Origin of the sequence: Kocuria marina, from assembly GCF_000786655.1 — a bacterium.
Lineage (GTDB): Bacteria > Actinomycetota > Actinomycetes > Actinomycetales > Micrococcaceae > Kocuria > Kocuria marina_A.
This window is the reverse complement of the sequence record NZ_JROM01000016.1, coordinates 1-24,627: the sequence shown is the minus strand read 5'-3', so window position 1 is coordinate 24,627 and position 24,627 is coordinate 1. Positions and strand designations below refer to the sequence as shown.

The 24,627-nt window shown below is 70.2% G+C and carries 24 protein-coding genes, 1 tRNA gene and 1 pseudogene; 10 read left to right on the top strand and 16 right to left on the bottom strand.

What is annotated here, in order from left to right:
• Positions 1-7 precede the first annotated feature (7 nt).
• Together AS25_RS02810 and AS25_RS02805 are read left to right on the top strand one after the other, a co-directional pair.
• Positions 8-1,447, top strand: coding sequence for a TrkH family potassium uptake protein (locus AS25_RS02810; protein WP_084117970.1), 1,440 nt, complete (start codon positions 8-10; stop codon positions 1,445-1,447).
• 83 nt (positions 1,448-1,530) lie between these two features.
• The gene (locus AS25_RS02805) at positions 1,531-2,220 is read left to right on the top strand and encodes a potassium channel family protein (protein WP_035961151.1); all 690 of its coding nucleotides are present in this window, start codon (positions 1,531-1,533) and stop codon (positions 2,218-2,220) included.
• A 124-nt stretch (positions 2,221-2,344) separates the two neighbouring features.
• Here the strand turns inward: AS25_RS02805 and AS25_RS02800 are convergent, their stop codons facing one another.
• Together AS25_RS02800 and AS25_RS02795 are read right to left on the bottom strand one after the other, a co-directional pair.
• Positions 2,345-3,364 (bottom strand): CobW family GTP-binding protein, encoded by a 1,020-nt coding sequence (locus AS25_RS02800; protein WP_035961149.1) that lies wholly within the window; start codon positions 3,362-3,364, stop codon positions 2,345-2,347.
• A gap of 13 nt (positions 3,365-3,377) precedes the next feature.
• Complete coding sequence (locus AS25_RS02795) at positions 3,378-4,421, bottom strand: LLM class flavin-dependent oxidoreductase (RefSeq protein ID WP_035961147.1); 1,044 nt, start codon at positions 4,419-4,421, stop codon at positions 3,378-3,380.
• A gap of 182 nt (positions 4,422-4,603) precedes the next feature.
• On the opposite strand from AS25_RS02795, the gene AS25_RS14505 reads away from it, so the two are divergent.
• The 7 genes from AS25_RS14505 to AS25_RS02765 all read left to right on the top strand — a co-directional run bounded on the left by AS25_RS14505 (position 4,604) and on the right by AS25_RS02765 (position 10,681).
• Complete coding sequence (locus AS25_RS14505) at positions 4,604-4,762, top strand: hypothetical protein (protein ID WP_156960875.1); 159 nt, start codon at positions 4,604-4,606, stop codon at positions 4,760-4,762.
• An 86-nt stretch (positions 4,763-4,848) separates the two neighbouring features.
• On the top strand, positions 4,849-7,800 hold the full coding sequence (locus AS25_RS02790) for a DUF4040 family protein (RefSeq protein ID WP_084117969.1): 2,952 nt from the start codon (positions 4,849-4,851) through the stop codon (positions 7,798-7,800).
• Positions 7,797-8,126, top strand: a complete 330-nt coding sequence (locus tag AS25_RS02785) for a cation:proton antiporter subunit C (protein ID WP_035961145.1) — start codon at positions 7,797-7,799, stop codon at positions 8,124-8,126. Before AS25_RS02790 ends, AS25_RS02785 begins: the two co-directional genes overlap by 4 nt.
• Positions 8,123-9,670, top strand: a complete 1,548-nt coding sequence (locus AS25_RS02780; protein WP_035961143.1) for a monovalent cation/H+ antiporter subunit D family protein — start codon at positions 8,123-8,125, stop codon at positions 9,668-9,670. The genes AS25_RS02785 and AS25_RS02780 overlap by 4 nt, the downstream gene beginning before the upstream one ends.
• A complete protein-coding gene (locus AS25_RS02775) occupies positions 9,667-10,053 on the top strand; it encodes a Na+/H+ antiporter subunit E (protein ID WP_035961142.1) in 387 nt (128 codons plus the stop codon). The genes AS25_RS02780 and AS25_RS02775 overlap by 4 nt, the downstream gene beginning before the upstream one ends.
• The gene (locus AS25_RS02770; protein ID WP_035961140.1) at positions 10,050-10,307 is read left to right on the top strand and encodes an MrpF/PhaF family protein; all 258 of its coding nucleotides are present in this window, start codon (positions 10,050-10,052) and stop codon (positions 10,305-10,307) included. The genes AS25_RS02775 and AS25_RS02770 overlap by 4 nt, the downstream gene beginning before the upstream one ends.
• Positions 10,304-10,681: a cation:proton antiporter gene (locus AS25_RS02765; RefSeq protein ID WP_035961138.1), complete on the top strand. Its 378-nt coding sequence runs from the start codon at positions 10,304-10,306 to the stop codon at positions 10,679-10,681. Before AS25_RS02770 ends, AS25_RS02765 begins: the two co-directional genes overlap by 4 nt.
• A gap of 75 nt (positions 10,682-10,756) precedes the next feature.
• On the opposite strand, the gene AS25_RS02760 is transcribed toward AS25_RS02765, so the two are convergent.
• On the bottom strand, positions 10,757-11,902 hold the full coding sequence (locus tag AS25_RS02760; protein ID WP_035961136.1) for a MalY/PatB family protein: 1,146 nt from the start codon (positions 11,900-11,902) through the stop codon (positions 10,757-10,759).
• Between the two features lie 27 nt (positions 11,903-11,929).
• The gene (locus AS25_RS02755; protein ID WP_035961134.1) at positions 11,930-12,406 is read right to left on the bottom strand and encodes a hypothetical protein; all 477 of its coding nucleotides are present in this window, start codon (positions 12,404-12,406) and stop codon (positions 11,930-11,932) included.
• A gap of 280 nt (positions 12,407-12,686) precedes the next feature.
• Here AS25_RS02755 and AS25_RS02750 point away from each other — a divergent pair, with 280 nt between their 5' ends.
• The gene (locus tag AS25_RS02750; RefSeq protein WP_035961132.1) at positions 12,687-13,454 is read left to right on the top strand and encodes an alpha/beta hydrolase; all 768 of its coding nucleotides are present in this window, start codon (positions 12,687-12,689) and stop codon (positions 13,452-13,454) included.
• Between the two features lie 169 nt (positions 13,455-13,623).
• On the opposite strand, the gene AS25_RS02745 is transcribed toward AS25_RS02750, so the two are convergent.
• The 12 genes and pseudogenes from AS25_RS02745 to AS25_RS02690 all read right to left on the bottom strand — a co-directional run.
• Positions 13,624-13,697: transfer RNA gene (locus AS25_RS02745), tRNA-Pro, on the bottom strand.
• A gap of 134 nt (positions 13,698-13,831) precedes the next feature.
• Entirely contained in the window at positions 13,832-15,376 is a 1,545-nt protein-coding gene (der, locus tag AS25_RS02740) for a ribosome biogenesis GTPase Der (RefSeq protein WP_052160653.1), read from the bottom strand.
• Positions 15,377-15,378: 2 nt separating this feature from the next.
• Positions 15,379-16,119: a (d)CMP kinase gene (gene cmk, locus AS25_RS02735; RefSeq protein ID WP_035961130.1), complete on the bottom strand. Its 741-nt coding sequence runs from the start codon at positions 16,117-16,119 to the stop codon at positions 15,379-15,381.
• A complete protein-coding gene (locus AS25_RS02730; protein ID WP_035961128.1) occupies positions 16,119-17,228 on the bottom strand; it encodes a prephenate dehydrogenase in 1,110 nt (369 codons plus the stop codon). Before AS25_RS02730 ends, cmk begins: the two co-directional genes overlap by 1 nt.
• Positions 17,225-18,307 carry a pseudouridine synthase gene (locus AS25_RS02725; RefSeq protein ID WP_035961121.1) on the bottom strand — a complete coding sequence of 361 codons (1,083 nt, stop codon included), beginning with the start codon at positions 18,305-18,307 and terminating at the stop codon, positions 17,225-17,227. Before AS25_RS02725 ends, AS25_RS02730 begins: the two co-directional genes overlap by 4 nt.
• Before the next feature lie 7 nt (positions 18,308-18,314).
• On the bottom strand, positions 18,315-18,938 hold the full coding sequence (gene scpB / locus AS25_RS02720) for an SMC-Scp complex subunit ScpB (RefSeq protein ID WP_437123706.1): 624 nt from the start codon (positions 18,936-18,938) through the stop codon (positions 18,315-18,317).
• Positions 18,939-19,139: 201 nt separating this feature from the next.
• Positions 19,140-19,964: a segregation and condensation protein A gene (locus AS25_RS02715; RefSeq protein WP_052160706.1), complete on the bottom strand. Its 825-nt coding sequence runs from the start codon at positions 19,962-19,964 to the stop codon at positions 19,140-19,142.
• 103 nt (positions 19,965-20,067) lie between these two features.
• Complete coding sequence (locus AS25_RS02710; protein ID WP_035961116.1) at positions 20,068-20,955, bottom strand: ParA family protein; 888 nt, start codon at positions 20,953-20,955, stop codon at positions 20,068-20,070.
• A gap of 37 nt (positions 20,956-20,992) precedes the next feature.
• The gene (locus tag AS25_RS02705) at positions 20,993-22,351 is read right to left on the bottom strand and encodes a hypothetical protein (RefSeq protein ID WP_085105877.1); all 1,359 of its coding nucleotides are present in this window, start codon (positions 22,349-22,351) and stop codon (positions 20,993-20,995) included.
• On the bottom strand, positions 22,351-23,400 hold the full coding sequence (locus tag AS25_RS02700) for a glycosyltransferase (RefSeq protein WP_084117966.1): 1,050 nt from the start codon (positions 23,398-23,400) through the stop codon (positions 22,351-22,353). Before AS25_RS02700 ends, AS25_RS02705 begins: the two co-directional genes overlap by 1 nt.
• Positions 23,401-23,566: 166 nt before the next feature.
• Positions 23,567-23,794, bottom strand: a pseudogene (locus tag AS25_RS02695) (IS110 family transposase); the annotation flags it as partial.
• On the bottom strand, positions 23,795-24,627 hold an 833-nt coding region (locus AS25_RS02690; protein ID WP_035961096.1), incomplete at its 5' end, for an ISL3 family transposase.

The window sequence follows — 24,627 nt, the reverse complement described above, 5'->3', positions numbered from 1 at the left end:
TGGCCCGGTGCCCATCACCGAGGCCCTCCGTCAGGCCGCGATCCGCGCGCGCACGCACGGGTCCAGGATCCCCCGCGCCGTCCCCCTGAGCCGACGACGCCGCGATCCCCTGCACCTGCACGAGCTCACCCCCGCGCGGTCCGCGCGGATCATCGTCACGGCCTTCCTCGTGGCGGTGCTCTCGGGCACCGGTCTGCTGATGCTGCCTCCGGCCACCACGGCCCCCGGCGGCACGGACCTGCTCACGGCCGCGTTCACCGCGACCTCCGCCCTGTGCGTGACCGGGCTCGTCACGGTGGACACCGCGACCTACTGGACGCCGTTCGGTCAGGTGGTCATCATCTGCCTGATCCAGGTGGGTGGCCTGGGGGTCATGACGTTCACGACCATGCTCGGGATCCTGCTGGCCCGCAAGTTCGGGCTGTCCACCCGGTTGCTCGCGAACGCGGAGACCAAGTCCCGCGGCGGAGCGCGCCAAGTTGTGGCGCGCATCGTCGGGACCACCGCGGTGATCGAGTCCACCGCCGCGCTGATCCTGTTCCTGCGGTTCTGGGGCCACTACCACTACTCGCCGGGCACGGCCCTGGCCCACGCGGGGTTCCACGCGGTGTCCGCGTTCAACAACGCGGGATTCGCGCTGTACACCCTCAACGTCATGGATTTCGCGAGCGACCCCTGGATCCTGCTCACGCTCGCGGCGTGCGTGATCCTGGGCGGGCTCGGGTTCCCCGTGCTCTACGAACTGCGCCGCCATATCCGGGTGCCTCGCCGCTGGAGCATGAACACTCGGCTCGTGCTGCTCGCGACCCCCGTGCTGCTCGCGGGCGGCACGGTGTTCCTGCTGGTGCTCGAGTGGAACAACCCGGGCACCCTGGGCGCCCAGCCGCCCGCCGTCAAGCTGCTCAACGCGTTCTTCCAGTCCACGATCTCCCGCACGGCGGGTTTCAACAGCATCGACATCGGTCACATGCACCCGGTGTCGTGGCTCGGGATGGACATCCTGATGTTCATCGGCGGCGGACCCGCGGGCACGGCCGGCGGTCTGAAGGTCACCACGTTCGGGGTGCTGTTCTTCATCGCGCTCACCGAGATCCGCGGCGGCGCGGCGGTGCCCGTGCTCGGCAAGCAGCTCTCACGCTCCGTCCAGCGCGAGGCCATCACGGTCGTGGTGCTCGCGACCGGGGCCGTGATCGGTGGCACGATGCTCATCATGCTCACGGACACCGGCCTGGGACTGGACCGCACCCTGTTCGAGGCCGTCTCCGCGTTCGCGACCGTGGGTCTGAGCACGGGGATCACCCCCACGCTCGCGCCGCTCGCGCAGTGGGTGCTGATCGCCCTGATGTTCATGGGCCGGCTCGGCCCGGTCACCGTAGCCGCGGCCATCGCGTTCGGCCGCCGGCCGCCCCGCTACGAACTGCCCAAGGAACGACCGTTGATCGGGTGAGCGGGGCCCCGCGGACACCTCGCCCGTCCCGGCCCACCCCGGGACCCCGGCACCATACGACCTCGACCCACGGAGGAACCCCCATGTTCGGATCCCACCCCACCGCCACGTCCCGCGATGCCATGTCCAATGCCGTGGTCGTGATCGGGCTGGGCCGCTTCGGCGGTGCCCTGGCCACGGAACTGATGCGCAACGGCACGGACGTGCTCGGCGTGGACCTGGACGAGACGGTGGTCCAGCGCTTCAACGGCAAGCTCACGTCCGTGGTGCGCGCGGACGCCACGGACGAGGACGTGCTGCGGGAACTGTCCGTGGACGAGTTCGACCGCGCCGTCGTGGGCATCGGTTCGGACATCCAGGCGAGCATCCTCGCGGCGTCGCGGCTCGTGAAGTTCGGGTGCCCCGCGATCTGGGCCAAGGCCATCACGGAACCCCACGCGGAGATCCTCACCCAGATCGGCGTGCAGCACGTGGTCAACCCCGAGAGCGACATGGGCACGCGTGCCGCGCACCTGATCCAGCACCGGATCCTGGACTTCGTGCCCATCGACGCGGATTACGCCCTGGTGCGGTGCACCCCGCCGGAGCCCATCCAGCAGCGACCCATGGACCTGCTCAACGTGCGCCGACGATTGGGGGTCTCGGTCGTCGCGGTGTGCCGTCCGGGCGGTCAGTGGGAGCCCATCGAGGCCGGGACCATGCTCTACGACGACGACCAGATCCTCGTGACCGGGCCCACCGCCAAGGTCGAACACTTCTCGAACCTGACCTGAGCGCCGCCCACGACGGCGCTGCGGCCCGTCCACCACGGGGCTCACCCGGTCTGGTCCGCACCCGGCGGCGGCACGCGTGCGAGCGAGCACGCCCGTCACGCGGCCTCCGCGCCCAGCGCAGTGCCTACAGGAACCGGGTCAGACGGCGCAGCTCACGGGCCGTGGCCGCCGGGGAGCCGTGGGGGCGCACGAGCGCGTCGAGACGACGGCGCAGCGCGGCGTCGTCGTGCTCCAGGCCGATGGCCACCATGCGGGACCGCGGCGGCTCGTCGGAGGGCCGGTCGATTTTCTCGACCGAGACGTAACCGGCCACGGAATGCGCCACGAACCGGCGGATCCCCCGGCCCGCGGCGACGTCCACGATCGCCTTGACCCGGTGGACGGACCCCGGCGGGTCCTCGAGCAACTCGGCGAGCGCCGCGGGATCCACGGTGGCGGGCGCATCCAGGCTCGTGGCGCGGTGGTGGACGTGGTGGTCGTGGTCGTGATGGTCATGACCGGGGGCCCGGCCGAACTCCCACAGCGCGAGTTGGCCGCCCTCGGGCACGGGGTGCTCGGCGGCGTCGAAGAACAACCGGGGATCGGCCGCGCCGTGGGGCGCGTCGATCACGAGCGCGTGCGGGTTGGCGTGGGCGATCCGCTCGCGCACCGCGGCGGTCTCCCGGGGATCGGCGAGATCGGTCGTGGTCAACAGCACGACCGCGGCGGCCTTGACGTGTTGCGCGAGGTCCCAGCCACCGGCCTCGGCGAGCGCCACGCGGCTCACGGCGATCACCTCGACGAGCCCGCCGAAGCGCACGTCGCGGACGTCGCTGCCCAGGACCATGTGGATGAGCCCCGGGGGTTCGGCGATTCCGGAACCCTCGATCACGATGGCGTCGAGCTCGAGGGAGGGCCGGGACAGCGCGCGCAGGGCGTCGTCGAGTTGGCGGGGGTCCTCGATGCAGCACAGGCACCCGCCCGCGATAGACACGGGCTCGGCCACGTGCCCCGCGACGAGCGCGGCGTCCACGTTCACGTCCCCGAAGTCGTTGATGATCACGCCGATCCGCGCGCCGCCGGTCGCGAGGAAGTGGTTGAGCACCGTGGTCTTGCCGGACCCCAGGTAGCCGGTGAGGATCAGGACGGGAAGCGTGCTCGGCATGGGTCCATGCTTATCAGTCCTCGAGTCGGTCCGCGAGCATGTCCCGCACGAGGGGCGCGACACGCGTGCCGTAGAGCTCGATGCTGCGCATGAGTTTGCCGTGGGACAGCGGGCCCGTGGAGATCTTCAGGTCGAACCGGGAGGCACCCAGAGCCCGTATGCCCGCGGCGATCTTGCGGGCCACGGTCTCGGGGGAACCCACGGCCATGGACCCGTGCTCCACCTCCTCCAGGAAGGATGCCTTGGTGGGCGCGGGCCAGCCGCGCTCGGCGCCGATCCGCTCGGTGGAGATCACGTAGGGGCGGAAGAACTCCTCGCGCGCCTGCTCGTCGGTCTCCGCGACGTACCCGTAGGAGTGATAGGCCACGGGGTTGTCCGGGGTGTGGCCGAACTCGGCGAGCGCGCGGCGGTAGAGGTCGCCGAACGGCGCGAACCGCTCCACGGGCCCGCCGATGATCGCGAGCATGAGCGGGATGTCGTAGTGCGCCGCACGCACGACCGATTGCGGGGAACCGCCCACCGCGATCCACGTGGGCAGCGGCCCGTTCTCGAGCGGCGGGTACAGGGTCACGTCCCGCAGGTCCTGGGTCAGCGTGCCCTTCCAGGTCACGGGTTGGCTCGTCCGCAGGGCCGCGAACAGCGCGAGCTTCTCCTCGAACAGTGCTTCGTAGTCCTGCAGGTCGTAGCCGAACAGTGGGAAGGACTCGGTGAAGGAACCGCGGCCCAGCACGACCTCCGCCCGGCCGTGGGACAGCGCGTCCAGCGTGGCGAAGCGTTCGTACACGCGTACCGGATCGTCCGAGCTGAGCACGGTCACGGCCGTGCCCAGGCGCAGCTGCTGCGTGCGCGTGGCGATCCCGGCGAGCACGATGTCCGGCGCGGAGATCGCGAAGTCGTCCCGGTGGTGCTCCCCGATCCCGATCGAGTGCAGCCCCACCTGATCGGCGAGCACGCCCTGCTCCACCACGTCGCGGACGGTCTGCGCGTGCGAGACGGGACGGTCGTCGTCGTCCCACGTGACGTCCCCGAAGGTGTCGATTCCCAGTTCAACGGTCATGCCACGCACAACATTGTGGACACGTCAGCTATTCCGGGGCGGGCCGCCGGCTCGCGCGTCGGCCCCGGGGCCGCGAGCCCATGCGGATCCCCACCGACGCGTACCCGGGCCAGCCCCGTCACGACGCGGCGAGTCGCCCGATCGCTTCCCCCCACCGCACACTCTTGCTAGGCTCGAGCGCGATGCCCACGTTCCCGATCGCCACTGCCGCGCGCCCGCACGCCGTCCCTCGCGGCAGCGTGTCACCCGGTCTGCTCGTCCGATCCGTGGGTACGAACGGCCAGGTGTCCTCGTGGGGCGCCAACCAGGCCGGCGCACCGCCGTCGGCCGCCGCCCACTGACCCGGAGCCGTTGCCGGCGCTCGTGAGCGCCCATGCCGTCCTCCGGCCCGCTCTGACCTCATGTCACCCCGGACCTAGGTGGACCCTTGCTACTTGCCTGCCTCGCGGGCGCGCTGCTCACGTGCGCGCTCGCCCCCCTGCTGACCCGCGTACTCGGCCGCGACGCCGGGTGGCTGCTCGCGGTACCCCTGCTCGGTGCCGCGGCGCTGATCGCGCTGGGGTACGACGACGCCGCGCACTCCCCCGCCGAGCCCACCCCCGCGGTGGTCGAGTCGCTGCCGTGGATCCCGTCCCTGGACGTGGGGCTCGCCCTGCGACTGGACGGGCTCTCGCTGGTCTTCTCCCTCCTGGTCCTGGTGATCGGGGCCGCGGTGCTGTGCTACGCGACGCGCTACCTCGAACGCACGGACCGGGTCGATCGCGGGAAGCACGCGGGGTTCTACGCACTCATGACGGGCTTCGCGGCGGCCATGCTCGCGCTCGTGCTCGCGGACGACCTCGTGGTGTTCTACGTCGCGTGGGAGGCCACCACGCTGTGCTCGTTCCTGCTCATCGCCCGGTCCGGGGACGGCGCACGGGAACCCGCGATCCGCACACTCCTCGTGACCGTGGCCGGCGGGCTCGTGCTGCTCGCGGCCGTCACCGTCATGATCGTCGCCACCGGCACGACCCGGATCAGCGCCGTCCTGACGCACGACGTGTGGGGTGGTCAGCCCGGGCTGACCACGCTCGTGGCCGTCCTCGTGGCGGTCGCCGCGTTCACCAAGTCCGCCCAGTTCCCGTTCCAGGCGTGGTTGCCGGACTCGATGGTCGCGATCACCCCGGTCTCCGCGTACCTGCATGCCGCGGCCATGGTCAAGGCCGGCATCTACCTCCTGTTGCGCTTCTCCCCCGTGTTCTCCGGGGTGCCCGCGTGGACCGTCCTGCTCGTGACGGCGGGCCTCGTCACCGCGGTGTTCGGGGCCGTGGCCGCGCTGCGCCGCTACGACCTCAAGGAACTGCTGGCCTACTCGACCATGAGTCAGCTGGGTCTGCTGACCGCGATGATCGGCGTGGGAACCACGGCCGCGCTCTCCGCCGCCGTGGTGCACACGGTCGCGCACGCGCTGTTCAAGTCCGCCCTGTTCATGGGCGTGGGCGTGATCGACCACAACGCCCACACCCGTGATCTGCGCAAGCTCGCCCGGATGAACCCGCGGATGCCCGTGACCGCCGCGATCATGGTGCTGGCCGCCGCCTCCATGGCGGGAATCCCCCTGTTGCTCGGATTCGTGAGCAAGGAGTCCATGCTCGCGGCCTTCCTCGACGCACCCGGTCCGGCGTGGACCCCGTGGTTGCTCACGGCCACGGCCGCGCTCGCCTCGGTCTTCACGGTCGCGTACTCCGCACGCCTCGTGTTGGGCGCACTGGGCGGTCGCCGCGGCACCATGGTGCGCGAGGCCCCTGTGACCTTCTGGGCCGCGCCCGCCGCGGGTGCCCTCGCGGGGCTCGTCCTGGGTCTCGCACCGTTCCTACTGGACGGGCTCGCCTCCGCGGGCGCGAGCGCGGCCGCCGGGTCCACCGTGGAGAAGCACCTCGCGGTGTGGCACGGCCCGGTCCCCGAACTGTTCGTCTCCCTCGCCGTGCTCGCCACGGGTGCCGTGCTCGTCCTCGCCCGACGCCGCGTGCACGCCGTGCTGGGCCCCCGCGCCTTCCCGTTCTCCGCCCTGGACGGCGTGGACCGGGCGAGGGAGGGGACCATCCGGCTCGGTGGCGTTGTGGGCTCGTGGACGAACAGCCCCGCCCCCGCGCGACACCTGGCCATCCCCGCGGTGTGCCTGAGCGTCGTCGCGCTGCTCGCCGTGTGGCGTACGAGCGAACTGCCGCCCGTGCGGATCGCGGCGAGCGAGCCCCTGGACTGGCTGCTCGCGCTGCTGATCGGGTGCGGCGTGGTGGCCATGATGGGTGCGCGCAGCCTGATCTCCGCGATCGTGGTGACCGGGGTCGTGGGCTTCTCGATCACCGTGTGGTTCTTCGACCTGGGCGCCACGGACGTGGCCATGACCCAACTGCTCGTGGAGATCCTCACCGTGTGCGTCATGGTCCTGTTACTGCGTCGGTTGCCCGCGCGGTTCTCCTCCCCCGGCGCACGACGCCGCGTGGTCGCGCTGCTCGTGGCGGGCGCCGCGGGGCTGGCGACCACCGCGGGCGTGTGGATGCTGACCGGGCGGCGCGAAGCCTCCCCCGCGTCCGAGTACTACCTGACCCACGGGTACAACGAGACCGGCGGGTCCAACCTGGTCAACACGATCCTCGTGGACTTCCGCGCCCTGGACACCCTGGGCGAACTGACCGTCCTGGGTGTCGCCGGACTCACGATCGCGGCACTGCTGCACGGGCGCCGTCCCGCCGCGGACGATCCCGCCCCGATCGACGAGCGCTCGCCCGTGAGCGATCCGGGGACCAACACCGTGTTCGTGCGGACCGCCGCGTGGTTGCTGGGGCCCGTGATCGTGGCAATGTCCGTGATCCTGCTGCTGCGCGGGCACTACGAACCCGGGGGCGGGTTCATCTCCGCGCTCGTGGGCGGGGCCGGCTTCACCCTGAGCTACCTGGCCGCACCGTCCGACGAACGGGCGCGCGTGCGCTTGCCGTACCTGTGGTTGATCGGGCTCGGCGTGGCCGTGGGCACCGTCACGGGCCTGCTGGGGTACCTGGACGGGTCGTTCCTACGGCCCCTGCACCCGAGCGTCCTGGGCTTCGAACTCACCACGGCGCTCGTGTTCGACGTGGGCGTGTACCTCGCGGTGATCGGCGTGATCCTGGCCGCGTTCAACCTGCTGGGGCGGCCGCCGTCGGACACCACCAAGGTGCTGCCCGGCGAGCCCGAGCCGGGGGCATCCGGTCCGGACGATCCACCCGGCTCCGACGCCGCCGAGGGTACGCGCACCGAGGTCCGCAAGCGGCGTCGTACCGCCCGACGCAATACCCCCGCGGACCCCGCGACCGCCCGCACACCGCACGCGACCCACGACCCCGGAGAGGTGAACCCCCGATGAGCTCAGCCGTGATCGCCGGACTGCTCGTGTTCGGTGCCGTGTACCTGTTCATGCAGCGCGAGATGCTCCGCGTGATCCTGGGCTTCGTGCTCCTGGGCCACGCGGGCAACGTGGTGCTCATGGCCGCCGGCGGAAGCGCGCGGCGCCACGAGCCCTTCGGAGCCCCCGGAGACCTGTCCACCGTGGCGGACCCCCTGCCCCAGGCGTTCGTCCTCACCGCGATCGTGATCGCGTTCTCCATCACGATCGTGATGCTCGTGCTCGCCGTGACCGGCCGGGACGAGGACGACGACACCGAGGCGGACCCCGAGGAGGCGCGCTCATGAGCGGTGCCCTCCTCCCCCTGTTCGTCGCCCTGCCCCTGCTGCTGTCCGCGCTGCTGCTCATCGTGGGAGACCGCCGTGTGCTGCACGCCGTGGGCCTCTTCGGGACCCTGCTGCTCGCGATCGGCGGAGCCCTGTGGCTCGTGACCGACTTCGCCGGAAGCGGCGGCGCCGTGGCCCACGGTGTGGCGCAGTGGCCCGTGGGGATCTCCATCCCGTTCGTCGCGGACATGTTCGCCGCGCTCATGCTCGCGGTCACCGCGGTGCTGACCCTGGTGTGCTCGTGGTTCGCGTACGCCTCCGGCCGGGCGGCCACGGTGTACTTCGCCCCGCTCGTGCTCGTGCTCACGGCCGGGGTGAACGGTGCGCTGCTGACCGCGGACCTGTTCAACCTGTTCGTGTTCATCGAGGTCATGCTCCTACCCTCCTACGGGCTGTTCGTTCTCGCGGCGCGGCACAAGGGGACGGAGCGGCAGGTCATGGGCGCGCGCCTGTACGTGACCCTGAACCTGCTGACCTCCACGATCTTCCTCATGGGCGTGGGGTTCATCTACGGCACCGCGGGCACCGTGAACATGGCCGAGCTGGCCGGACGCGCGGCCACCGACGGCACCGTGGCGATCTCGGCCGCCGTGTGCTTGTTCGCGGTGGCGATCAAGGCCGCGGTGGTCCCCATCCACGGCTGGCTCGCGGTCGCCTACCCGGCCACCTCCCCCGCGATCACCGCGTTGTTCTCCGGATTGCACACCAAGGTGGCCATCTACGCGATCTACCGGATCTACGCCGTGGTCTTCGACGGTGACGCCCACTGGCTGTGGATCGGCGTGGCACTGTGCTGCCTCACGATGGTCGCGGGCGTGCTGGGCGCCGTGGGTGAGAAGACCACGCGCTCCGTCCTGGCGTTCCACATGATCAGTCAGATCGGGTACATCCTGCTGGGGGTCGCGCTGTTCACCCTGGCCGGGCTCGCCGCGGGCATCTTCTACCTGCTGCACCACATGATCGTGAAGGCCTCCCTGTTCCTGTCCACGGGCGCGATCGAGGTCCGCTACGGGACCGGGAGGATCGGTGCGCTGTCCGGGATGGCCAAGCGCGAACCCGTGATCGCGGTCGCGTTCTTCGTGGCGGCGCTGTCCCTGGCGGGGCTGCCGCCGTTCTCCGGGTTCGTGGCCAAGTTCTCGCTCATCCTCGCGGCGGTCGACACCGGCCACGTCATCGCAGTGATCGTGATGCTCGCGGTCAGTCTCGTCACGCTGCTGTCGATGCTCAAGATCTGGAACGGCGTGTTCTGGGGCTCCGCCGAGGCGCCCGCACCCCACGCGCCGGCACCCGCGGGCGACGGCGCCGTGGCCACCGCGAGCGACGGCGTCGTCGCCACCGCGAGCGGGCGACGCATCTCCGCGGCCCTGGCAGGGCCCGCCGTCGTCACCGCGTGCCTGACGCTCGCGCTGGGCCTGGGCGCGGAAGTGCTCATGGGTGTGTCCACGACCGCCGCGGAGGGCCTGCTGGACACCTCGACCTACGTGAAAGCGGTGATGGACTCATGAGTTGGCTCACCTGGCCCTTCCGGGTCCTGGGATTCCTGGTGTGGTACGCCGGGCAGATCGTCTCCTCGAGCACCGCGGTGCTGCGGGACAACCTGACCCCGGGGCAGAACTCGACCCCCGGCGTGGCCCGTGTGCGGACGCGCTGCCGCTCGGATCTGGAGGTGACTCTGCTGGCCGCGCTGATCACGCTCACCCCCGGCACGCTCACGCTGGGGATGCACGACGCACCCGTGGCGGCGCAGCGCCGTCGTGATGCGGAAGACATCCGCACGCTGTACGTCCACTCGCTGTACTCGGGCGATGCCGACAGCGTGCGGGACGAGGTCCGGGAACTCGAAATACGACTGCTGCGCGCGGTGCGCCGTTCGGGAGGGACGTCATGATCGGTGTGACCGTGGGGATCGTGATCCTCGCCGTGGCCTGCCTCGCGGCGGCCTTCCGGATCCTGCGCGGGCCCACGGAGGCGGACCGCGCGGTCGCTGGTGATCTGCTGTTGTTCGGGTTCGTAGGCTTGATCGCGCTGTTCGGTGTGCGGGTGGCCAACGAGTACACCTTCGACATCGTGCTCGTGGCGGCGCTCGTGGGATTCCTCAGCGCGCTGTCCCTGGCGCGCGCTCTGACCAGGGGGAAGCGATGACCGAGATCCTGACCGTCCTGGGCAACGTCCTGATCGTGGCCGGAGCCCTCGTGTTCGCCACCGCGGCCCTCGGGGTGGCCCGCTTCCGGGACGCCTACATGCGGGTCTCGGCCGTGGGCACCGCCGGTGGGCTGGGCATCGTGTTCGTGGTCACGGGGGCGCTGTTGCTGCAACCGTCCGTGTCCAACGTGGTGAAGGTCGTGCTCATCATCACGATCCACCTGATCACGTCCGCGGTGGGGACCATGGCGATCGCGCGCGCGGCCTACCTCACGGGGACGCCCCTGGAGCGCTACGCGTTCGACGAGCTGGCCGCGGACTCCCCCACCTCGGACCGGGACAAGGAGCCCGCGCGTAAGCCGGCCGCGGAGTGACCCCCGCACGCCCCGCTCGCGGGACCCTCCGTGGGGTGGCCCTCGCGCATCCGGACTGAGGGCGGCCCTCCAGGATCAGCGGGCGGCCCGGCTGAGCCGGTCCACGGCCTCCACGATGGTCTCGGGTGCGCACGCGAGGTTGATCCGGGCGAAGCCCTTACCCGCGTCGCCGAACCTGGGCCCGTTGGACAGCGCCACCTCGGCGTGTTCGAGGGCGTACGCCGCGGGATCGTCACCCCAGCCCAGGGCGCGCATGTCTAGCCACGCGAGGTAGGTCGCGCGTCCCCGGCGGACGACGACGCGCGGCAGCTTCTCGGCGACTTCCCGCTCGAGCAGCTCGGTGTTGTCCTGGATCGCGGTGATGGTCTCGTCCAGCCAATCGGTGCTGTTGCGGAAACCCTCCCGGGTGGCGAGCAGACCGAAGCTTCCGGTGCGGTTCGCCACCTCTTCCGGCAGGTGCTCGAGCCACTGCGCCATGGGCGTTGAATCCACCACGAACATGGCGGTCTTCAGACCGGCCAGGTTGAACGCCTTGCTCCCCGATTCCGCGGCCACACCGTGTTCGCGCGCGGCGTCGGACACCGAGAGGTACGGGGTGAACTCGGTCCCGTGATGTGTGAGCGGGGCGTGGATCTCGTCGCTGACCACGAATCCGTCGTGCTCGGCCACGATCTCGGAGAGCCGTTCGAGTTCCTCGCGGGAATGCACGAGCCCCACGGGATTGTGGGGATTGCACAACAGCACGCCGCGGGCTCCCGCGCGCAGGGCGGCGTCGATGCCGGGCAGATCGAGACGGTAGCTCGCGGCGTCGTCGAGCAGCGGGACCTCCACGACCCGCCCGCCGGCCTCGACCACGAGGTCGAAGAACGGCGGGTAGACGGGCGGGGTGATGATCACGCCGTCGCCGGGCGCCATGAGACGGCGCAGCGACTCCACGATCACCACGCTCACGTCCGTGGTGTACGAGATCCGCGCCGGGTCCGGGCGCCACCCCCACCGCTGCGCGGCGAAGTCCGCGAACGCCTCCGCGGCGCCTCGGTCGGTCGGGGTGGCGTACCCGGTGTCGCTGTTCTCCACGGCGCTCTGCAGCGCCGCCTTGATGGCCGGCGGGGTGGGGAAGTCCATCTCCGCGACGAACATGGGCAGCACGTCCCGCGAGTACGTGCGCCACTTGGCACTCGTACGACGCCGCAGGGCGGGTATGTCATCGGCGGTCGTCATGGTCCCCCTCCCGTTACTGGCTGGTCCTCAGGACTCCGTGAGCTTCTTGGCCTGGCCCAGACGCAGCGACTCGAGGGTCTTCTCCTGCTCCTGTGCACGCTCGTAGAGGTTCTGCAGCAGGTCCTTGTCCAACCGCTCGTCCGGGACCTCCAGGAGCAACCGCCAGCCGAGGCCCTTGACGTGCACGGCGGCCACGAGACCCTCGAGTTCCTCGATGTCCGACAGCGGCGAGCGTTCCTTGATCCGCTCGTTCGGCTTGAGGCGCGCGAGCTTCTCCCCCGCCTTCGCGGGCAGATCCTTGTGCAGGGCCGGCTTGGCCCCGACCATGGACATGATGTCCTCCAGGGACGTCTGATCGCGGGCGATCTCCGGGACCAGCCGCTCGACCTGCTCCCGCACCTCCGGGTCCCCGTGGCCCTCGGCCACACGGCGGAACACATCCACCCCCGCGGCCGATCCGGCGTGGTGGTCCTGCAGGTATGTAGTGATGACGTTGCTGCTCATGGGATACCCCTTTCGTCGTGTCCCTCCACCTAAGCATGCTGAGCTCCGGACGGTCACACCCGGGTGGGTACATGACGTGCGCATTGCCCGATGACCCGCGCTGCCCCGCCCGCCACCCCCGTGTTCTAGTGGAGCAAAAGCAGCTTCGGTGCACCGAATCACGCCTTAGCTCAGTAAAAGCAGAGGGGGTGCGGCGTCGTCGTCCGGGGTGCGTGCGCGGCATACTGGACGGGTACGCGCCGCCGCGGGGGAAGCGGGGCGGATCATCTCAGGGGGGACAGTGGCACCGGCAACTTTCGTGGACTTCACCGCGCCGAACGGTCTGAGCTCGTGGTACCACGTGTGGGACTCGGGCACCGCGGGGATTATGTACTACTTCGACGGGGACTACTGGGACCTGGACGACACGTCCATCAACTGGCCGGACGAGGGCGATCTGGCCCGGCTCGCGGTGGCAGCACGGGCTCGGGACCTCATGTTCGTAGCGGTGAACACGCCGGACGAGGACGGCTCCGGCGACGGCTACACGTGGTGGGAGGACTGCAAGGCGAACGGCAAGTACTTCCGGGCGCTGCACGAGCACATCGTCGAGCGGAACCCGCAGGTGGACGCGAGCAACATCTGGCTCGTGGGCTACAGCGGCGGCGCCGAGTTCATCACCTACGAACTGCTGGACCGGGGCATTCCCGGGATGACGCACGGCGGCGCGGTGATCATCGGCGGCGGTGGTGCCAACGCGCCGGTGGCCACCAAGAAGAAGGCCCGGCCGTGCATCGGCAACACGGAGATGCACTGGTGGGTGGGCGATCAGGACGTGGACGGCGCCACGAACCCGCCCGAGTGGAGCGCGCTGGGCGCCGCGGAGGAGGGCGTCGCGGCGTTCCGGGACGCGGGTTTCGACACGAACCTGCACGTCCTGCCGGGCGTGGACCACTCGGGGTACGACGCCGTGGCATGCCTTTCGCACGCACTGCCCGCGGTCTCGCGCAAGGCGGGCCTGCGCGCCGCTCTGACCGACGGGTGGGTGCGGCTCACGCGGGAGACGTGAGGGGTCCTTGAGCGGCGGGGCGTGATTTCTAGTGGAGTTAGAGCAGCCACGGGCACGGAAAAGTGATTTAGCTCCACTAGAAATTCGGGTGGAGGCCGTGAACCTCACTACGCACGAAAAAACCGGCCCCGACCAAGCATCTCTGCCTGGCCGGAGCCGGTTCACTCGGTCGGGATGACAGGATTTGAACCTGCGACCCCTTGACCCCCAGTCAAGTGCGCTACCAAGCTGCGCCACATCCCGCGACCGTGTTCGGCACCGGTTCCGGCCCCGAACACCCGAGTTACATTACCCCAACCGGACCCGAATTTCACATCGGCGCGGGCGACTCGCGAGCCGCCCGCACCGAATGGAAACCGAGCCAGGAGGGCAACCACTCAGCGCTTACGCTGACGCTTCTCCCGCACCCGCATGGTGACCTCCAGCGGGGTGCCCTCGAAACCGAAGGTCTCCCGGATCCGGCGCTGGACGAACCGGCGGTAGCCGGGGTCCAGGAAGCCGGTGGTGAACAGCACGAACTTGGGCGGCCGGGACGCCACCTGGGTCCCGAAGAGGATGCGGGGCTGCTTGCCACCGCGCACGGGGTGCGGGTGGGCGGCCACGATCTCCCCCAGGAACGCGTTGAGCCGCCCGGTGGGGATCCGGCGGTCCCACGAGTCCAGGGAGGTGTGCAGCGCGGGGACGAGCTTGTCCTTGTGCCACCCGGTCTTGGCCGAGAGGTTCACCCGGGGAGCCCAGGATACGTGGGCCAGATCCCGTTCGATCTCGCGCTCCAGGTAGAACCGGCGCTCGTCGTCCAGGGTGTCCCACTTGTTGAACGCGAGCACCAGCGCGCGGCCCGAGTCCACAGCCATTTGCAGGATGCGCACGTCTTGTTCGGAGAGCACCTCGTCCACGGCGAGCAGCACCACGGCCACCTCGGCGCGTTCTAGAGCGGTCTGGGTGCGCAGCGACGCGTAGAAGTCCGCCCCCTGCTGCAGGTGCACACGGCGGCGGATGCCCGCGGTGTCGATGAAGCGCCACGGCTCCCCACCGAGCATCACGATCTCGTCCACGGGGTCACGCGTGGTGCCGGCGGTCTCGTCCACGACCACGCGCTCGGAACCGGCGAGCTTGTTCAGCAGGGAGGACTTGCCCACGTTGGGCCGCCCGATCAGGGCCACGCGGCGCGGTCCACCCTCGAGCTCGGCCTCGGCCACCTCCGAGTACTCGGGCAGCGCGGCCACGAGGGCGTCCAGCGCATCACCGGAGCCCTTGCCGTGCAGCGCGGACACCGGGAACGGCTCCCCCATGCCCAGGGACCACAGCGCGGTGGCCTCGATCTCGAGCTGCGGGGAGTCCGCCTTGTTGGCCACCACGATGATGGGCTTGGTCACGCGCCGCAGCATGGACACCACGGCCTCGTCGGTCGCGGTGACCCCCACGGTCACGTCCAGCACGAGCAGCACGGCGTCCGCGTTCTCCACGGCCAGCTCCGCCTGATCGGCCACGCGCTTGTGGATGCCCTTGGCGTCCTGCTCCCACCCGCCGGTGTCCACCAGGGTGAAGTTCTTCCCGTTCCACTCCGCCTTGTAGGACACGCGGTCGCGCGTGACGCCCGGGGTGTCCTCGACCACGGCCTCGCGGCGCCCGATCACGCGGTTGACCAGTGTGGACTTGCCCACGTTGGGCCGGCCGACCACGGCCACCACGGGGTCGGGGCGGCGGGCGTCCCGCTCGTCGTCGCCGTCGACCCAGTCCGCGAGCAGCGCGGCGTCCTCGTCGTCCAGCTCGTAGTCGGCCAGCCCTTCGCGCAGGGCCTGCGCACGGGCCTCGGCCTCGGCGTCGTCGATCGCGGCCAGGCGCTGGGAGATGTCCTCGTTGCCCCCGCCCAGGACGGACTGTTCGTAGGAGTCCACCGTGGGCTCGTCCGATGCGCTCATGGTTACCTCGCTTCTTCGGGGGCGTTGGCGCCCGTGTCGTGAGGCGCGGCGAGCGCCCCGTCGTGTGTGGTGGCGCGGATGATCAGGTCGATCACGCCCTGCACCGTTTGTTCCATGGTCAGTTCGGAGGAGTCGAGCAGGTGCACACCGTCCTGCGCCGTAGTGAAGTTCACCACGGTGGAGTCCTTGGCGTCCCTGCCCACCACACGGGCCTCCAGGTCCGACGACGCCGCTGCGCCCACCTGTTTGCCCCGCCGCGCCATCCGCGCGGCCTCCGAGGCGGTCAGCAGGATCCGCACATGGGCGTCCGGGGCCACGACCGTGGTGATGTCCCGGCCCTCGGCCACGATCCGGTACCCGCTGTCCCGGATGATGTCCTGCTGCATGCGCACCAGGACCTCGCGGGCGGGGATGGTCGTGGAGACCGCAGAGACGTGGTCCGTGACCCGGTTACCGCGGATCGCCGTGCGCACGTTCTGCCCGGCCACCGTGATCCGCTCCTCGTGGGGATCGGTGCCCATCTCCAGGGGGACGGTCTCGGTTGCGGCCGTGACGGCCTGCGGATCGGTGAGATCCACCCCGGATTCAAGGCACCACCAGGTCACCGCGCGGTACATGGCCCCGGTGTCCAGGTAGGCCAGGTCGAAGCGGCGGGCCACCTCCTTGGACACCGAGGACTTCCCGGAGCCCGAGGGCCCGTCGATCGCGACCACGAGTCGCGCGTTCGTGTCCCATGCGTTCATCACTGCACCACCTTCCAGCCGCGTTCCTGCAGCTCGTCCACGAGGCCGTCCCGGCGGTTGGGATCCACCGAGGCCACGACCAGGCCCACCGGTTGCCCGGGTGAGTGTTCCAGGCGCAGGTCCTCCAGATTGACCCCGATCTCCCCGATCTCCGTGAGCAACTTGGCAATGGTCCCGGGGGTGTCGTCCACGGCCACGGTGAAGGTCGCGAAGGCCCGCGGTGCCCCGCCGTGCTTGCCGGGGATCCGCGCCTGGCCCGCATTGCCCTCGGCCATGAGTTGGGCGATGTCCAATCGCGCACCGTCCGCCGCCGGGTCCTCCAGCGTGGCGATGAGCCGTTCGATGTCCTTGCGCACCTCGTACAGCGAGCGCACCACGGGCCGGGCGTTCGCGGAGAGGATCTGCACCCACAGACCGGGGTCCGAGCCCGCGATCCGGGTGGTGTCCCGCAACCCCTGACCCGCGAGGGACAGGTGGTGCAGCGGGGTGTCCTGCAACCGGGAGGCCAGCAGGGAGGACATCACCTGCGGTACGTGGGAGATCAGCGCGACGGTATCGTCGTGTTCGGTGGGGTCCAACACCGTGATCGTGGCGCCGAGGTCTACCGCGAGGTTCTTCGCCGCCGTGATGGCGCCCACACCGGTCTCAGGACCGGGGCAGATCACCCACGGCATGGATGTGAACAACTCCCCGCGCGCGGCCACGGGCCCGGACTTCTCCCGCCCGGTCATGGGGTGGGTCCCCACGTACCGGGTGAGGTCCGCACCGGACGCCGTGACGGCGGCCAGGATGGGGGCCTTGACGGAGGCGATGTCCAGCACCGTGGCACCCGGGTGATCGGTCAGTGCCTGTACCACGAGATCGGCCACGACGTCCGGCGGGGCGGCGACCACCACGAGCACGGGCTCGGGCACGTCCCCGCCCGCGGCGCGCACGCTGCGCCCCGCGCCGATGTCCTGGGCCACGGCCTCCGTGGTGGGCGAGGAGTCCCGCAGGTACACGCTCACACCCAGGTGCCGCAGGCCCAGGCCGATGCTCGCCCCGAGCAGACCGGAACCGATGACCAGCACCGGTCCGGTCGTGGATGCTGTCACGGGAACCACGATCACATCCCCACGGACGCGAGGAGGTTGCCCACCTCGGTGTGCGAGAGCTTGCGCACGGTGCCCTGGCGCTGGTCCCCGATCGCAATGGGGCCCACGTGGGTGCGCGCGAGCTTCTCCACGGGGTGGTTCACGGCGTCGAACATGCGGCGCACGATCCGGTTGCGCCCGGAGTGCAGCACCACCTCGATGAGCACGTGCCCGGGGGTGGAGTCCACGAGGCGGAAGTCGTCCACCTTCGCATCGCCGTCCTCGAGCCGGATGCCCTGCTTCATCTGATTGCCCACGCCCTTCTCCACGGGCCCGTGCACCTGGACCAGGTACGTCTTGGGGACCTCGTAGGAGGGGTGGGTCAGGCGGTTGGTGAGCTCGCCGTCGTTGGTGAGCAGCAACAGACCCTCGGTCTCCACGTCCAGGCGGCCCACGTGGAACACGCGTTCGTGCTTGCGCGGGTCCAGGAAGTCGCTCACGCAGCGCCGGCCGTCCGGGTCCTCCATGGTGGAGACCACACCGGCGGGCTTGTTGAACGCGTAGTAGACGAGCTTCTCGTCGGTCTGGATGCGCATCCCGTCCACGTGCACGGCCTGCAGCACAGGATCCACGCGCACGCCCAGCTCGGTGACGATCTCACCGTCCACGGACACGCGACCGTCCTGGATCATCTCCTCGCACACGCGCCGGCTCGCCACGCCCGCCTGGGCCATGAGCTTCTGCAGCCGCACGCCGTTCTCGTCGTGCACCTCCAGCCGGTCCACGGGCGGGTTCTTGGGACGACGACGCCGGTGCGGGCCGTGCTCCTTGATTGCCGCCGCGCGGCGCTCGTACTTGTCCACGCCCGCGAAGGCGCGAGGCTTCTGGGGTCCCTTGCGGGACGCCGCGGCCTTGGGCTTGCCCGCCGCCTTGCCGCGCCCGACACCCGGGCCCTTGGAGTAGCCGCGCCCGGCTGCGTCGCCCGAGCGGGATCCGGAGGCCTTACCGGGACCCGAGCGGAAGCCGGCCTTGGGCCCGGATTTGGAGCCCTTGCCGCGACCCTGGGGGCCGCGGGCTCCCCCGCCGCGGGATGGGTTGTTGCGTGATTGTGCCATGCGTCGATCAGTCCTCTATGTCGTCAAGTTGGTCGGTTCCCGGCAGCAGGGGTGCGATGTCCGGGAGCTCGTCCAGCGAGCCGAGACCGAGTTTTTCCAGGAAGAGCGGGGTGGTGGAGTACAGGACGGAGCCCGTGGCCTCCTCGCGCTCGTGGGCCGTGAGCAGCCCGCGCTGCACCAGGGTGCGTACCACGCCGTCCACGTTCACGCCGCGGATCGCCGAGACGCGGGAACGGGAGACCGGTTGCAGGTAGGCCACCACGGCCAGGGTCTCCAGGGCGGCCTGCGACAACCGCGAGCTGCTGCCCTCCACCACGAAGTCCGTGACGAGCTGCGAGTGCTCGCTGCGGGAGTAGATCCGCCACCCGCCGGCCACCTCGCGCAGTTCGAAACCTCGCACGCGGGCGGCGGGCACCGCCTCGTCGCGGGAGGCCGACCGTCCATCATATCCGGCAGTGCCGTCCCGTGGTGAGTGCGCCGGGGTGTTTCCGATCACGCCGTCGTAGTCGGCTTTGAGGTGTTCCAGGGCGCTGCGCACCCGGTGCACGGGTTCGCCCGTGACGCGCGCGAACTCCTCGAGCTGCACGGGGGCCGCGGCCACCATGAGCACGGCCTCCAGGGCCGAATACAGCTGCGCGTCGTCGACCCCGGCGGGCTGTCCGGTCTCACCGGGGTCGTGGTGCCCGGCGGCGTCCGCAGCGGAGCCGGCCACGTCCGTGGCGTGAGTGTCTGGGGTGTCGACGGTGTCGACAACGGGGGGTCGTGCGGGGCTGGGTTCCGCCACGCGCTCATCATCTCCTTCGGTACGGTTCACACCGATCCTGTGCGGGATTCATTCTCCCAGGTTTTGCTCCTCGGCGCTCGCCGCCGGTTCCGCCTCGGCACCGGTGTACTCGCTGCTCAGGGACTGGGCGGCCCAGTCCTCGGATCCGTCCCAGCGCACGAGCAGGGGCCCGAGCACCTCGTCCTGGCGCATCCGCACCACCCGGTCCCGGTACATCTCGAGCAGGGCCAGGAACCGCACCACGATCACGATCGTCGAGGTGGCATCCGCGATCAAGGACCGGAACGTGTGCTCCTCGCCGTCCCGCAGCGCCTCGGCGAGCGTCTCGGCCTCGTCCGCGACCCGCACCCGCGCGCCGTGGAGGTGAGCGACGTCGACCTCTTCGGGAACGTGCCGCTCGGGATCCAGCGCGACGACGGCCAGGTGCGCGAGTTGATCGGGGGTGAGCGTCCACGTGAGCGGCGGCAGGGCCGTGACCACCGCGGGGTCCAGGTCCACGTGGCGCGGGATCCGCACCGACTCCGCGGCGAAGCGCGCGTTGAGCTGCCCCGCGACCTCCTTGAACGCCTTGTACTGCAGCAAGCGCGCGAACAGCAGGTCGCGCGCTTCGAGCAGTTCGACGTCGTACTCGTCCTCGACCTCGCCGCGCGGCAACAAGCGCGCGGCCTTGAGGTCGAGCAGCGTGGCCGCGACCACGAGGAACTCGCTCGCCTCGTCGAGAGCCTTGGGCGAGGCGATCTCCTGCAGTTCGCGCACGTACTGGATGAACTCGTCCGTGACCGCGGACAAGGACACCTGGGTGATGTCCATCTCGTGCTTGGCGATCAGGGACAACAGGACGTCGAACGGGCCCTGGAAGTTCTCCAGCGACACGGTGAAGCCCGTGGCCGCGCCGGTCCGCGCCTCTGGCTGTTCGCCGGAGGACCCCGACGGTCCGTTCCCCTCGAGCTCGGCGGTGCTCACGAGCGCGTGGGGATCACGGCGCCCCGCCGCGCGAGATCAACTCGCGCGCGAGCTGGCGGTAGGACTCCGCCCCGGGGTGGTTGGTCGCGAAGTTGAGGATCGGCTCGGCGGCCACGGTGGCGTCCGGGAACTTCACGGTGCGCTTGATGACGGTGTCGAAGACCTTGTCCCCGAACGCGTCCACGATGCGGGCGATCACCTCGCGCGAGTGCAGGGTGCGGGAGTCGAACATCGTGGCCAGCACGCCGTCGATCTGCAGCTTGGGATTGATCCTGTCCTGGACCTTGGAGATCGAGTCCACGAGCAACGCGACCGCGCGCAGCGCGAAGAACTCACAGATGAGCGGGATGATCACGCCGTGCGACGCCGTGAGCGCGTTGACCGTGAGCAACCCCAGGGACGGCTGGCAATCGATGAGGATCACGTCGTAGTAGTCCTCGACCTTGCGCAGCGCGGAGGCGAGCACCTGTTCGCGGGCCACCTCGGTCACGAGCTGGACCTCCGCGGCGGAGAGGTCGATGTTGGCGGGCAACAGGTCCACGTTCTCCACGTGGGTCTGCTGCACCACGTCCCACACGTCCACCGAGCGGTCCATCATGACGTTGTAGATGGTCAGGTCCAGCTCGTGGGGGTTGGAGCCGAAGCCCGCGGACAGCGCGCCCTGCGGGTCGAAGTCCACCAGCAGCACCTTGCGCCCCAGCTCGGCGAGCGCGGCCCCCAGGTTGATCGTGGACGTGGTCTTGCCCACGCCGCCCTTCTGATTGACCATCGCGATGATCCGGGCGGGGCCGTGCTCCGTGAGTTCGGGCGGGTCCGGGAAGGTCCGCACGGGGCGGCCGGTGGGGCCTACGGCGTCCGACGCCGGGTTCTGCTGGGGCGTCTCATCACTGGTGTTGCTCACGGGCGACAGCCTTCCTTCCGGTTCCGGAGTCCTGGTCTCACCGGGCTACCCTACCGCCCACCTGCGGCGGGACTTCCCCGGCGACCGCGGGATCCTGATCGGGCCGGGTGCGGGGGCGGGCCGCGGCGAGCAGGCACGCCGCGGTGACCACGGCCAGTGCCGTGGGGACCCCGCGATTGACGAAGAACGCGTGGATCTGGGAGTGGTTGCTCACCACGGTGTACCAGAACGGCACCACCATGGCGGGCAGGCTCAGCACGAAGGCCACGCCCCACTGGCGCACCCCGCCGCGCAGGGCCGCAATCACCAGGGCCACGAGCACGGTGACGAGGCAGGCCCAGAGCACCAGGTGCGCGGTGGGAATGTGGGTCCACCAGAACGCCACGTTCTTGGTGACGCCCGCGCCGAAGGCGTCGGAGACGCCACGCCAGGTACCACCCGTGCGGAATCCCACGTTCTGCTTGACCATGGCGACGGTCCTGTCGAGGCCCAGGAACGCCGCACCGAAAACCCATCGGGACACCCAGGTGAAGGCGAAAGCCCCTCCCCATGCCACGGCCCCCAGGACACCCCACAGCGCCGCGGTTCCCAGCCGCCGTTCGCGGAACCAGACCGCGGCGGCCAGGGTGAACGCGGACAGCGCCCACGGGATCGCGGGGGTGGTGAGCAGGTCCACGTAGCAGAACATGCCTGCACCCACCACGGCCCCCAGCAGCCCCAGGTATGCACTGCGTCCGGCACCTGCCGCTGTGAGGGCGACCGAGATGAGGATGAAGGCGATCGAGATGGACTGGCTGAAGGAGGTGGACGGTGTGGACAGCATGTTCGTCCCCGCCACGAGCGGCAGGAGCAGGCCCACGGCCACCGCGGTGGTGGTCCGTGCCCGCACCGCCAGGAACGCACCGAAGAGAGCCGCGACCATGAGGGTGCCAGAGGCTATCCGCAGTCCGTCCATTCCCGCTACGGCAAGCACCGGGCGGGTGAAGACCGTGTAACCGGCCCAGTACTTGTAGTAGTCCATGTCCGCGAAGACCTTGCCGGCACCCACGGCCTTCACGTCCTCGGCCCCGCCGTCGCAGTTGCCGATCCGGGGCATGCGCGCGGCCCGGCTGCGCGCCGTCTCCTCGGGATCGGCCCCGAGACCGGTGCCCACGACCACGCACTCCGTGAACGTGTCCGACTGTGTCCCCATCCGATCGGGGATCGCGCTGGGCCCGTAGGTGCCCTCCTTGATGGCCGTGAGCAGGTTGTCCACGATCGGTTTGTCCGGCACTGCCTGCCCCACCACGAGCAGGCCCATGAACACGAACTGCAGGCACACCAGCACACCCAGGGCGCGCAGGGTCAGCCGCACGGGCCCTTTCCCAGGACGCTTCACCGCGGCGGTGGAGGCCATCACCGGGCCTTCCCTGCGGTGGTCCGGTTGTGGGAGCCGTCCTCTGCGGGAGCGGTGTCCGTCCCGCCGACGGCGCCCCCGGGCCCCTCGGCGCTCGTGCCGGACGGGGCCGACCGGAAGGGCGGCGGGTTCAGTCGCAGGTAGAACAGCCGGGAGGTCTCCCTGCGGGACATCACCAGCCCGTTGAGCACCACCCCCAGCACCAGGAACACCCCGGCGAGAATCATCAGCGCCGCCGCCAGCAGAGCGGTGGGCAGCCGTGGCACCAGACCGGTCTGAACGAAGTTCCACACCACGGGAAGTCCCAGGATCAGTGCCGTGGCCCCGAGCAGCAGCGACAGCAGCCCGTTGACCAGCAGCGGCCGCTCCAGGAAGAGCAGCTGGGAGAGGATGCGCAGGATGCGGAACCCGTCGTGGTAGGTCCGGAGCTTGCTCTCCGTGCCCTCCGCTCGGTCCCGGAATCCCACCGGCACCTCCACCTGCGGAACTCGGGCGTTGACGGCGTGGATGGTCAGTTCCGTCTCAATCTCGAACTCTCGGGACAGCGCGGGGAAGGATTTGACGAAGCGCCTCGAAAAGACGCGGTAGCCGCTGAGCATGTCCGTGACTTCTCGGCGGAACGCGAAGCTCACGATGCCGTTGAAGAGTCGGTTCCCCGATTCGTGACCGGTCCGGTACGCGGAGGACGTGACCTGTCGGCGCACCCCGAGCACGTGGTCGTACGGGCCGGACAGGAGGGTCTCGACCATCATGGGCGCGTCGGCGGTGTCGTAGGTGTCGTCACCGTCGATCAGCAGGTAGACGTCGGCGTCGAGGTCGGCGAATGCCCGGCGCACCACGTTGCCCTTGCCCTTCTCGTTCTCCACCCGGACGTGCGCGCCCGCCTGACGGGCGACCTCGGCGGTGCGGTCCGTGGAGCAGTTGTCGTACACGTAGACCTCGGCTGCGGGGACGTGGCGGTGCAGGTCGGAGACGACCTTGCCGATGGCCGCTTCCTCGTTGTGGCAGGGAACGATGGCTACCACCGAGGGGGACGGGGCGATGCTCATGGGAAGTCCTGTGGTATCTGGGGGGGAGGGGCAGATGCAGGTTCAGTGTAGGGGAATCGCTGCTGTCGCGTCCTCGTCCGCACGGGTCCACCACGTGACCGGCGCCCATCGTGGGACTGACGCCGGTCACGGCACGGGGTGCGGGGGGGTGCCTCTATGGTTTTCGTCAAGCAGCCAGGGCCACTGATGACGCGGTCTGAGGGTCGGTGAGGTCTTGGTAGAGGGTGCCGTCACGTAGCATCGCGAACAGGACGTCGGTCCGCCGGCGGGCCAGGGCGATGATCGCCTGGTTGTGGTGTTTGCCCTGGGCGCGTTTCCGGTCGTAGTAGGCCCGCGACGGGGCGTGGTGCAAGGAGGCGAAGGCCGAGAGGAACAGCGCCCGTTTGAGGGCCCTTCACAGATGAGCATGGGTAGGGGTCTTGCGCCACGGCCGGTGTCCGCCGGCGGCGAGCAGGGCGCGTAGGCGGTAGTTGTCGAAGTTGCGGAAGCCGCGGGCGACCCGGCGCATCGTCTCGATCACCCCGTTCACGGCCTCGGTGGGCCCGTTCGAGGCCCCGGCGGTGTCGAAGTAGGCCAGGATCGCGGCCTTCCACCGGCGTAAGGTCCGTCCGAGCCGGGCGATCTCCGGGATCGGGCAGGACGGGAAGGCACCGAGGATCTCGGCGACCAGCCGGCGGCCGGTCTCGGGGCGGGCGTGGTAGACCGCGCGCAGCTTCTGGTAGCAATGCCAGGCCAGGGTGACCTCGTGATGCGGGTCCCCGGCCTCGAGCTTCGCGTTGAGCCGGGTGACCTGCCTCTCGGTCAGGTGCTCGGCGCCGATCTGCAGGGTGCGGCGGATCCCGTAGAGCGGGTCCCCGGCCCGGCCCCGGTGGCCCAGAGTGTCCTGCTGCACCCGACGACGCACCTCGTCCACGACCTGCCCGCCGAGTTTCACCACGTGGAAGGCGTCCAGGACGGTGATCGCCTCAGGGAGTTCGTCGCGGATGGCGTTGGCGTAGCCGTGGAACGGATCCAGCGTCGCCGTGCGGATCCCGCTCGTGAACGCCGGCCCCTGCTCGGTGAGCCAGTCGCCGTAGGCCGCCCCCGTGCGCCCCTTGACCAGGTCCAGCAGTCGCGCCCGGGGCCGGCCGTCCTCGCCGCGGGAGTGGTCCACGATCCCGGTGACCAGCCCGGTGCCGGGTGGACCCACGTGGCGCCACACGTGCTCGTCGACACCGAGGGCGTCCA